Source organism: uncultured Helicobacter sp. (assembly GCF_947367035.1).
Lineage (GTDB): Bacteria > Campylobacterota > Campylobacteria > Campylobacterales > Helicobacteraceae > Helicobacter_D.
This window is the reverse complement of sequence record NZ_CANBCA010000040.1, coordinates 1-9,196: the sequence shown is the minus strand read 5'-3', so window position 1 is coordinate 9,196 and position 9,196 is coordinate 1. Positions and strand designations below refer to the sequence as shown.

Sequence of the window (9,196 nt, the reverse complement as noted above, 5' to 3'; positions counted from 1 at the left end):
TTCCTTGACTAACAGAATAGACATAATCGGCTTGGGGGAGGTAGGTTTGGCAAAGCCAGTCATTAAAGCCTACAAAAAGTCGTTTCCAACGCTCATCCCCTTGCTCCCCTGGATAATATTCTCGGCAATCCATAATAACCTTTGCATTCTTTTTGTTTTCTATGACAAATGGCAATAACACCAAATCTTTACAAAATATCGCATCAAAACTTCTTTCTTGGAAATACTTTTCAATTATCATTCTATTTGGGATTTTCACAAGCTTCATATAATCTTTTTTTGCCACATTTCTTTCTAATTCCGCTTCCTGTTCTGCATTTCTCTTTATAGCGTGCGGATACGAAAGAATCTCGATATCTTTATAAGGCACTGCTTCTAGCCCGATTCCTGTTAGAATAAACTTGCCATATAATAAATCTAACAACCTCTTTTGCCGCGAAGTAGATAAATCCTCTTCTGCAATCACACAAATTTTTTTCATAGCTCCACCTTATATAGCTTTTCCCATTTAGCAATATTAAATAATCTCCACAGAAAATTATCCTCTCTAATATCGGGTTTAATAAAAATTTCTTGAATGATTTTTGAATGATTAATTGCTTCTTTCATCTCTTCACGCAAGTCATCAAACCAATATCTTTGTGGAGATTCAAAACCTAGTTTATTATATCGCCAAATAATATCTGCTGGTAGCAAGTCTTCACAAGCCTTTCTTAGCAAATACTTCAAATAGCCTCCTTGAAACTTTACTTCCACAGAGAGATTCAACACAAAATCCACGATTCTACTATCCAAATAAGGCAATCTACTCTCCACACCAAACGCCATAGAATCCCTATCTTCAAAGCGCAATAAACTTTGCAAACCCATTTGCATAATGACTTGTCTATTAAAACTAGGAAAGTCTGTATAACCAAACAACTCGCATAAATCCTCTTTGCTAAGATATTTTGCTTTGATATTGCTACCCTTTAGAATGCGAGAGAACGCTATCTCAAAATCCTCTACACCATCTAAACCATTCAATATGGCTTCATTGGAATATCTAAACTTCTTAAGATTCTGAAAAAAACATTCGTCCTTGCCCTTTTCTTGCAACTCCTTGTAAATGTATTTAAAGTAATGCTCATATCCCAAAAATATCTCATCAGCCCCTTGCCCATCAAACATCACTTTGATTCCCAATTCACGTGCCTTTTGCATTACAAGATACTGCATATATAATGAAGTGCTACCAAAAGGCTCATCTTGTGCTAACATCACTGCTTCTAAATTATCCAAATAATCTTGTTTGCTTGGCTCTACAATACACAATTCTACACCTAGAGATTCCGCTACTCTCTTAGCATATTGACTTTCATCATTTTCTTTTAATGTGCTTTTTGCGTGAATTGCTACAAAATTATTTTTATTTGGATTTAGTCTTGCGATGAGTGCATTTACACAGGAGCTATCCAACCCACCACTTAGACAACTTCCTATTGGGACATCACTTCTTAAGCGCAATCTTATGGAATCCTCTAGCAGTTCTCTTAAGGCTAATGCTGGATTCTTTAAAGAAACTTCTTGCGGTTTAATTGCGTAATAGTTGGATTTACACAAAGCAAGAATCTCTAAATCCACGACCATATTTTGACTAGGATTCAAACGATAAATATCTTTGAAAAATGTCTCATTCTTATAACAATCTATATTTCCTCGCACGATGAAAGGAATCATTGCAGGAACATTTGCCTTAATAGTCTTTAAAAAAGGTAGAATTGCTTTAATTTCAGAGGCAAAAATAAACTTTTCTTCATCTTTATAATAAAAAAATGGCTTCTCGCCAAATCGGTCGCGACTACAAAACAAAATATTTTTAAACTTATCATAAATTGCAAATGCCCACATACCATTGAAATGCTCCACACATTTCTCACCCCAAAAATCATACGCACAAAGTAACACCTCTGCATCGCCATGTGTCTTGAAATGATAGCCTTGTGTTTGTAATTCTGCCCTAACCTCTTTGTAATTATAAATTTCTCCATTGAAAATAAGCGTGTATTTCTCTTGAAAGTGCATAGGTTGGTGGGAGCGTCTATCTAAATCAATAATACTTAAACGCGTATGTCCCAAAAAAATATTTTTATCTTGCACAAAAGAACTAAAATCAGGTCCCCTGTGAGCAAGCAAAGAGAGTGCATTAGAAAAGCTTTCTTTTGTTTCTTGCAAATTACCCAAAGTTGCAAAACCAAGTATGCCACACATCACTACGCCCCATAAAGTTAAAAAGTGTTGATATTATAACAACTTTACTTAAAAAGTCCAATGGACACCTATCTCAATCTCGCATAATAAATAATTTTCCCCTTTAAAAATTCAAGATTTCTCATTCCACCAAGCTCCACAAGTTTCACAAATCTTATCAAAAGATAAATTTAAATGTCTTTGCTGCATTTTCTGGTGTAATTTTCCCTGCCAAATCTGTTCTAAACTCTCTTGATAAACATTGCCAATACAAAAACTCTCAACCCGTTCTCTCCCAAGCCAACCTCTTTGCTGTTCGCAAAACCCCACAGCACCAGAAGGAAAAACATAAAGAGACGAAAATGGTGCGCTACAAGAATGTCTTGTATTATTGAGTTTTCCACCCTCCCAATATTTTGCATTAGCATCATAATAAGCCATTTGGCATTCTATGGATTCGTATTCTTTGAGTGCAAGGAAAAATTCCAAAGCCTCTCTTAAAAATTCTTTTTCATAACAAATACTCAATTTAATTTTTGCCTTATATTCTGAATTTTCAGAAATATCTGCTAATTCCTTTAAAGTCTTTTGATAATCAACAAGGAATCCCTTGTTGCATTGATTATAAACTTCATTTGCAAATAAAATAGAAACATCAAAGAGGCTAATACTGGCTTCTAGCAAATCTCTAAATATTTTTTGATTGAACAAAATCCCATTTGTTGCTAATTCAATCCTTCTGATACCTAAATTCTTTGCTTTTTGAACAAATCCTAACAAACGAGAATCTAAAAGTGGCTCTCCTGGTCCAGAAAAGATTACTTTGCACCCGCCCTTGCTTGCATATTCCAAAACCTTATTCACATTACTGGAGGCTAATTGTTGTTTGATTCTAAAATAATCATTGGTTTGCGTCCGCGAATGCGCAAGAGAAAACCAAGGGCAATGCGGACAATTCGCATTACAAGCATTCAACAAACAAATATAAATTACCTTAGGAAAGCGAAGTTGCAAACTTTCTTGTTTGTTAGATTTAGTCTTGATAATCTCCCAAGATTCTGATAAATTATACAATCTCCTCTCAACAAAAAAATCTGCCTTAGCAACATTAGTCCCAAAAGAGTGCATAAGATTTCTTGTCGGCTTTTCAATCCAATGATTTTTATAGGCATACTCAATAATGAACTTTTCCAAATTTATCTTACACAATTTAAACAATAAAGAACCACTCGTAATTTCATAGGGATTAAAAAACAAAGCATAACTATTTTGAATTGCTAAATAAACTTGCTTGATTGTCTCACTAGAACAATCTTCTAAATCCATATTAAAAGCTAATAAACTATCAAACGCCCCCCCCCCGCTCAACTTTACACAATAAAGAATAAAAATCCTTGTGATAGAACCCTTTAATAAAATGAATTTCTACTTCTTTATTTCCTGTGATTTCACATAAGATTTCTTTATCTTTATTGGTAGGCAAATTTTCAAGCTTTACAATAATCATTCATTCCACCTTTTATAGTTAAAAAATTTTGTTACGCAAAATTTAGTGATTTTTGGATGTTCTACAAAAAACATTCTATCAGGGTGTGAAAATTCGCTGATTTGTTCTTTGGAATAAACTTTTTCCTTACAACCACCATCAAAATAATCCACCAATAACTTTGCACGCACATAAAGGTCATAATACCACATTCCTATGCGAAAGGTCTCTACTTTAATTCCGCTAGATAAGCCCGACAAATCAGGCAAAGGCTCATCAGATTCATCTTGATACAGAATCTTTCCTTGGTCTATTTTTTCTGTTTGCCAAAACAAAGAATACCCGGGCTTACCCCGATATAAAAGCCCCCAATACATACAAGCACTTCCACGAAGAGGCGACATCAACCCCCCATGGATATGTAGCCATTTTGCTTTTTTCAAAAACGCTTGTGGGACAAGTCCAAGATAACTATAAAAATACTGCTCCTTAGGGTCTAAAGCCCTTAAAAGCCCATCGGGATAAAATTTAAATTCATCAATGATTTGAAGATTGGAACAATATTTAGAAAAATCTAAACGAGAAAAATAAGGAACTTGCACGGAAGTATGTGCAGCAATTGCGTCTGCAATCTCTTCTAAATGCTCTTGTCTTTTTTGAATCATTGCTTGATACTGCCCAAAATATCTAGGGTGTAAGCAAACAATAATCTTTTCAAATACATACCCCCCCCTATAAAGAACCTCCAAATAAGCTTTAGTTATAGGTGATTCAAAGGCAACCATCGTCCACGGAATCACTTTCATAACCACTCCTCCAAAACCTTTTCGGCTTTTAGTGATAATTCTGCCTCCCCTGCCAATAAATCTGCAAGTTTTAAACACGAGTTTAAAAACTTATATTCTTTTTTTTCTTTTGCCCATAATAACAAAATCTCACCTAGTATTAAATACTCTTCCTCATTCAATTCTTGTTGCGATTCCTTTTTGGTTAAAAAGTCTTTATCATAAATTTTCAATACTCTTTTAGCAACATCAATTTTTTTGCACAACCTATCTAAAATTACAAAATTTCTTTGATTGATTTCTCTCAAGTTTTCCAACTCTTTATAAAGCAAAAAATCTTTATCAAAATGAATTTCTAGTTTATCGTAATTTACAACTTCTGACACCTTTATTTCTCCTTTAGATATTTTTATCATTTTGAGCTTTCAAAATTAACTTCTCAATAAAGCTTGCAATAAATTCTCCAGAATGCCCTAGATTATAAATATGCTCTGCTCTATAATTTTTAATATCTGCCTGATAAGATTTTAGATTGCGTTTAATACTATCACAAACCTCCAAGACCTCTTGGACACTATGCGTTAAAATGTGTGTTTTTTCGTTCGCCACAAATTTGGAATCCAAATCATTACGCACAAAAAATTCTCTGTCCGGAATAAAAAGAATTGCGGGCTTACAGGTTGCTAGCGGAAAGGTTTGCACAACACTGCTACCGTGTCCGATGATTGCAAAGGCTTCTTCCATCAGCTCTTTTGACATTCTTGGGCTTGTATCATATATAAATACGCCCCCCCCCCCGCTGGTATTTTCAAATCTTTTAGCAAGTTCGCCCATAAAGACTGCTTTGGATTTTTCTGGATGTGGTCTTAGGACAACTTTGTATTTCTTATCCAAAAGGGACTGCACAAGCTCACTTAGAATGTCAAAAGAGACTCCACTCTCATCTTTTTGTGTTTGTTGGTTAAGCATACTAATAGTAAAAGCTAGCAATATCGTATTGGACTCTCTATTTTGATAGGGATCTTTAAGATAAGAATCCAAACTAGGATACCCTACGGGAATAAACTTCAAAGGGTTAGACAAGAAACTTTTTTCTTTAGAGCCTGCAAGTTTATATTGATAAAATTCCAACATTTCTTTTGTGTGGCAAAAAATATAATCAAAATTTACACGCGAACCTATAAGCAAATCCACGCGTTCGCGGTTAAAATAAAAATAATTTTGCACAGGATCCAAAAGCCCTTGAGGATTTAAAATAGAAATAACTTGAGAGTGAAATTTCACATAATGTGTGGTTGCAAGTGCTATGGTAAGAAAATCTAGCTGCTCCGTCAAATCACAACGCGATAAAATCACGCATTCTTTAGGGTAACTTTGCACATAGTTTGTAAAACTTGCTTGAGTTGTTGTAATAAAAACTAAAGGAATATTTTTTGTCCGTAAAGACTCAATCACAGATTTTATATGTTCTGAATGCGGGAGCTGTGTTACAAGTAACCCTACACATAAGCCTTGCGGATTCCTTTGGGTGATTTTTTCTAAACAATAGAGTCTAAGCTTAAAAGCACAAAATTTTAATCCATCTACATAATTAGAAATCCCATAAGATTCTAAATTTTCCTCCAAATCAAAATAACGATATTTAGAAGCAATCAAAACAAGACTTTGCTCCTCTTGTTTAATTTTCTCTGCTTGGCTTTTAAGAGAAAGTGTTTCTTCTTTATCATCAATGAAATGATAAGTATTTTCTGTGTCAAATTGCGACAAATTAAAGGCTATATCCTCTCCGTCCCAATTTTTAGGATAAATATAATAGTGCATTGCAACTCTCCTCTACACAAACCAACGCATATCTAGCTTACAAACTGGAATCTTTAATCCTTCTCTTTCTTCTATTTTACCCTTTTGACAGGGTCCTACTAAAACAAAATCACACTGACTTTGATAATTTTTCACAAACTCATCAAAAGACACAATTATGCCCCCCCCCCCGCACAGAAGTTGGTAGTGCCTGTTTGCACATCATCAATCACACAAGCAACATTTAGCCCACTTGCTTTAGCAAACTCATTTGCAATATTTCCTGCACGCGCTGCACCAAAGATTGCAACTTGATTTTCAATAACTTTAGGGAAGCAGTTTTGCAACACGCTTTTAGCATTTCTTGTGATTGTTTTTTCGGGTGCATCATAATAATATAATGGAGATTCAAAGGGCTTGTCCTCTGTTTTTTGCCATATTATCGTAGGATTTATTGTTGGGATTCCAGCTTTTAGCGAAGTTTTCCTCCAACTATCCTCTTTATCCAAATACACATCAAGAGCATTTAAAAAATCCGCCCCATTCTCACAAAGCAAGCTTGGATACTTCCTATCACGTCCGGCAAACTCTCCATTTTCTTTATAAACTTGCTCAGTAATATACACTCTTATCATTTTATAACCATTTGCAAACATCAAATGCAAGATTTTGTTGGGATTATAAGCATAAAATCCATATCCAAATGCACCACTAAGAAATGGTCGCCAAATCACAATCCCTCCAACTTTACATAAATTATGCAGATTCTCAAACATCTGTCTTTGGTCAAATATCCAATGTCCAAATTCTCTACAAGTTACTAGGTCAAACTGCTTACTATATTGATATTCTTCCCTTAAATCTAAGCCAAAATCAAATTGCAAAGCATTATGTCCCCCGTCCATATCAATACATTCATAATCTTTAAAGCTATATTGTTCAAAAATTGTCCTAGCGGATTTGCGTTCTTTATTAGATACACTTTTTCCTTCTCTAGTGCATAGCAAATCTTGAGAACCACATTCTATAACGCTTGAACCTTTTTGCAAATAGCCTTTTTCTAACAAAAACTCAATTGTCCAATAATCCTCTTGATAAAATCCCATAATCAACCTTTCTTAAAAAAATTAACCCACAAACCAACGCATATCTAGCTTACAAACTGGAATCTTTAATCCTTCTCTTTCTTCTATTTTACCCTTTTGACAGGGTCCTACTAAAACAAAATCACACTGACTTTGATAATTTTTCACAAACTCATCAAAAGACACAATTATGCCCCCCCCCCCGCACAGAAGTTGGTAGTGCCTGTTTGCACATCATCAATCACACAAGCAACATTTAGCCCACTTGCTTTAGCAAACTCATTTGCAATATTTCCTGCACGCGCTGCACCAAAGATTGCAACTTGATTTTCAATAACTTTAGGGAAGCAGTTTTGCAACACGCTTTTAGCATTTCTTGTGATTGTTTTTTCGGGTGCATCATAATAGGTTAAAGGCAGATTAAATGGGCTATCCTCTTGCTTTAAAAACATAAGATCAAACGATACAGAGGGAAGTCCCTGTTTTAAAGGTAAATATCTCCAACACCCCTCTCGTCCCATATACTCTTCTACTGCATCAATAAAATCTGCTCCATTACGCATCTTTAATTTTTCTGCTGGTTTTTTGTCAAAGTTATCAAATTTACCATTTGTAACATCGTGCAAATATTCTGTAATATATCCACCAAGCAAGAAATAATTGTTAAAAAACACTAGCTGCAAAACCTTATAATGATGATACGCATAACAACCTTGCGCAAACCCACCACTAAAAGGACTTCGCCAAATAATCACACCTCCTTTTTTACACAAATTATGCAGATTATTCCACATTATTTCTTGGTTAAAAACCCAATGCCCAACATCTTTGCAAGTAACTAAATCAAACTTTTCATCAAATCCATATTCGGTTTTAAAATCTTTGCCCAAATCAAAATTAAGAGCATTATGATATTTTTCTAAATCTATACAACAATACTCTTTTGCCCCATAAGATTCATACACACCTCTTGGGCTTATCCTATTGTTTGTATTCAAGACTCTTTCTCCATTTCTATCTTCACATAAATCTTGTGCTCCAAATTCACACACCTTAAAACCCTCTTTTAATCGCCCTGATTCTAAGAGAGATTCAATCATCTCATAATCTTCTTTGTAAAATCCCATTTCTAATTTCTCCTTTCTATATGATTTATTTTACTTTTGGATTGTTTCTTTTTCATTTACAAATTTCTTTATCTCACCTGTATATCCCTTTTCATACATAAAAAGCAAAATATCTTCTCGCAGATCTAATAGATATTCTGGAATCACAAAATATCTTGTTTGTGTGGCATATTGCATTGCAAAATAACCATTATGGATAAACTTTCTTTCTAAAGCTTCCTCATTATTTACAGCATATAAAGAGCAGTTTTTGCAATACTCTATAAAGATTGGGTTATTTAAATACAAGGAATCGGATTGTTTCTTGCACTCTTCAAGACTTTGTTTGAAAATATTTGGAATCTTATCTTTCAACTGCGGATAAAAATAAAACTCTCCACAACAGCCAAGCACACTTCCATCAGTTTGAATCAAGTAGCTTCCCCCATAACTTTTGCAAGTCCCTACAACATAGTTTGGAATCTGCTTATTACAATCCTTGTAGCTTACACCCTCTTTTGTTGTTACAAACATTTTATTTACTGAAATTTGATTGAGTTTATGGGGTTGATAAAAACTTAACAAATCTTCTAATTCCTTATTTGCTTTTATTCTCTCACTAAACTGCTCTGTAAATTGCACTTGGACATATAAAAGCCCCCGCCCCCGGGGGGTGGGGTGGGGGGGGGGGGGGGGGTGGGGGGG

11 protein-coding genes and 1 pseudogene are annotated in these 9,196 nt (G+C 34.7%); all 12 read right to left on the bottom strand.

The window, feature by feature from the left end; translation table 11 throughout:
- Positions 1–481: pseudogene (locus Q0Y61_RS09160) on the bottom strand (capsular biosynthesis protein); the annotation flags it as partial.
- Positions 478–2,250 carry an asparagine synthase (glutamine-hydrolyzing) gene (asnB, locus tag Q0Y61_RS09155; protein ID WP_297814314.1) on the bottom strand — a complete coding sequence of 591 codons (1,773 nt, stop codon included), beginning with the start codon at positions 2,248–2,250 and terminating at the stop codon, positions 478–480. The pseudogene Q0Y61_RS09160 and the gene asnB, both read right to left, overlap by 4 nt.
- Positions 2,251–2,361: 111 nt before the next feature.
- Complete coding sequence (locus Q0Y61_RS09150) at positions 2,362–3,555, bottom strand: radical SAM/SPASM domain-containing protein (RefSeq protein WP_297814312.1); 1,194 nt, start codon at positions 3,553–3,555, stop codon at positions 2,362–2,364.
- A 19-nt stretch (positions 3,556–3,574) separates the two neighbouring features.
- Positions 3,575–3,736 carry a hypothetical protein gene (locus Q0Y61_RS09145; protein ID WP_297814311.1) on the bottom strand — a complete coding sequence of 54 codons (162 nt, stop codon included), beginning with the start codon at positions 3,734–3,736 and terminating at the stop codon, positions 3,575–3,577.
- Positions 3,733–4,521 (bottom strand): hypothetical protein, encoded by a 789-nt coding sequence (locus Q0Y61_RS09140; protein ID WP_297814309.1) that lies wholly within the window; start codon positions 4,519–4,521, stop codon positions 3,733–3,735. The genes Q0Y61_RS09145 and Q0Y61_RS09140 overlap by 4 nt, the downstream gene beginning before the upstream one ends.
- Complete coding sequence (locus Q0Y61_RS09135) at positions 4,518–4,886, bottom strand: hypothetical protein (RefSeq protein WP_297814307.1); 369 nt, start codon at positions 4,884–4,886, stop codon at positions 4,518–4,520. Before Q0Y61_RS09135 ends, Q0Y61_RS09140 begins: the two co-directional genes overlap by 4 nt.
- A gap of 13 nt (positions 4,887–4,899) precedes the next feature.
- Positions 4,900–6,321, bottom strand: a complete 1,422-nt coding sequence (locus tag Q0Y61_RS09130; RefSeq protein WP_297814306.1) for a hypothetical protein — start codon at positions 6,319–6,321, stop codon at positions 4,900–4,902.
- Positions 6,322–6,333: 12 nt separating this feature from the next.
- Positions 6,334–6,474: a hypothetical protein gene (locus Q0Y61_RS09125; protein ID WP_297814304.1), complete on the bottom strand. Its 141-nt coding sequence runs from the start codon at positions 6,472–6,474 to the stop codon at positions 6,334–6,336.
- A gap of 2 nt (positions 6,475–6,476) precedes the next feature.
- Positions 6,477–7,406 (bottom strand): class I SAM-dependent methyltransferase, encoded by a 930-nt coding sequence (locus tag Q0Y61_RS09120; RefSeq protein WP_297814302.1) that lies wholly within the window; start codon positions 7,404–7,406, stop codon positions 6,477–6,479.
- Positions 7,407–7,427: 21 nt separating this feature from the next.
- Positions 7,428–7,571: a hypothetical protein gene (locus tag Q0Y61_RS09115; RefSeq protein ID WP_297814300.1), complete on the bottom strand. Its 144-nt coding sequence runs from the start codon at positions 7,569–7,571 to the stop codon at positions 7,428–7,430.
- A 2-nt stretch (positions 7,572–7,573) separates the two neighbouring features.
- Positions 7,574–8,512, bottom strand: a complete 939-nt coding sequence (locus Q0Y61_RS09110; protein ID WP_297814298.1) for a hypothetical protein — start codon at positions 8,510–8,512, stop codon at positions 7,574–7,576.
- A 30-nt stretch (positions 8,513–8,542) separates the two neighbouring features.
- Positions 8,543–9,196 (bottom strand): hypothetical protein (locus Q0Y61_RS09105; RefSeq protein WP_297814296.1); only part of this gene is annotated, 654 nt, incomplete at its 5' end.